This is a genomic window from Cupriavidus sp. UYPR2.512, assembly GCF_000379565.1.
In the GTDB taxonomy this organism is placed as follows: Bacteria; Pseudomonadota; Gammaproteobacteria; order Burkholderiales; family Burkholderiaceae; genus Cupriavidus.
The window spans coordinates 1-1,380 of sequence record NZ_KB903102.1; the positions used below are offsets into that span (position 1 = coordinate 1).

Genomic DNA, 1,380 nt, shown 5'->3' on the forward strand with positions numbered 1-1,380 from the left:
ACATCGAGTACGACTCAACCTTGCCTGCGTGGAACTACAGCATCCGCTCACGGAACGCCGCATAGCGGGAAGTTATTTCGAGCACGTTCCTAAGTACACCACTTACGAGGAAATGAAGGAGCGCACGCTTCATGTGGTTGAGGCGGCTTCTCAGGTGATCGATTCTGACTTCTTCACGCGAGTGGGGCTGCGATATATCAATGTAGTAACGAGCGATACGGAGGATCCTGTTGATGAGTGGGTGAATCCAGAGTTGACGGCGCCATTGCTCTCCCAACGCTTTCAGGGCGTTCAGGACTACAGTGGCAAGCTTCAGCTGGCGGCAGCAGACGGTGGTTGTCTTCTGCAGCACGGAATCCGGCTCAAGACACTTCCGCCTACGACCGGTGAAGCTGGGAAGACAGTTCCCAGCTACTATATCGACGTAGACGCGTACCGCACGGAGGTACTAATAAAGGATGCATCCGCTGCACTGGACGCAATGCACAAGCAGGCTTTCGAGATGTTTGACTGGGCCATAGGTGACAAGGCCCGCGAATATCTCTCGGCAGAACGCACTTCTGCGAAGCGATAATTGACCTATGCGCTATTACGACCCCAACGTTCCGTCAGCTGAGTCCTATTCAAACTGGCACAACGCATCAGCTTTTCTTACGGATGAAAGGCCGCGCCCGCGCACCTCGCATCGTACAGAGTTCGTGACTTTTTCTCGGCGGAAGCGCGTTGAGGAGCAGCTCCTATGGGATCCAGATCGCCCGACGGCTCCGACGCATACGACCGAGTTGTATGCGAAATCCGAGCCAAGCAAAACGCAAACGCTGAACGAAGGTGTGCCGTCCCGGCAGTTCAACGCTGACGATGCGAAGGTTCGTAGCACGAACGTTGAACGTATAGCAAAGGACCGGGTTGTTCTGCTTGCAGCGAAGTACGCTGGGGCCAGCGCACAAGCGGAAGTCGTGGCACGCCTTGAGATCCTAAACAATCGATTGCTAGAGCAGGCGCCGCGAGTATCGCAAGATCAGGTACGGGCCCTAGAAGCAGCGGCGAACCATGTTGCGAAGTCAAATGCCCGACGTGAGGAACGGGCGCGTCGCCTAGGCCTAGGTTGAGATGGGGCTGTTCCAATATCCAAAGTCGCGACACAACCGCACGCTAGCTCCACGGCAGTTCAAGCGCTACCAGACGTACAAGCGGTATCTGCAAACTGAATTTGCGAGGGTCTGCGTATATTGCCGTCAGAGGTGGCACCGTTTGTTCGGANAGGGATCCGGAGTTTTTAAGTGGAAGTGTGCGTGAGCACGGGATTCGATGGGCGCACGGGCACGGTAAATGATGGGTGGCTGCGGTCTGGTCCATCGCCAATGTTGCAGGTCGTCGGGT

At 55.8% G+C, this 1,380-nt stretch carries 1 protein-coding gene; it reads left to right on the top strand.

Translation table 11 applies throughout. From position 1 onward, the window contains the following. Positions 1-574, top strand: a 574-nt coding sequence (locus A3A5_RS39160; RefSeq protein ID WP_035813391.1) for a TIGR04255 family protein, incomplete at its 5' end; no start/stop codon positions are given. Between the last annotated feature and the right edge of the window lie 806 nt (positions 575-1,380).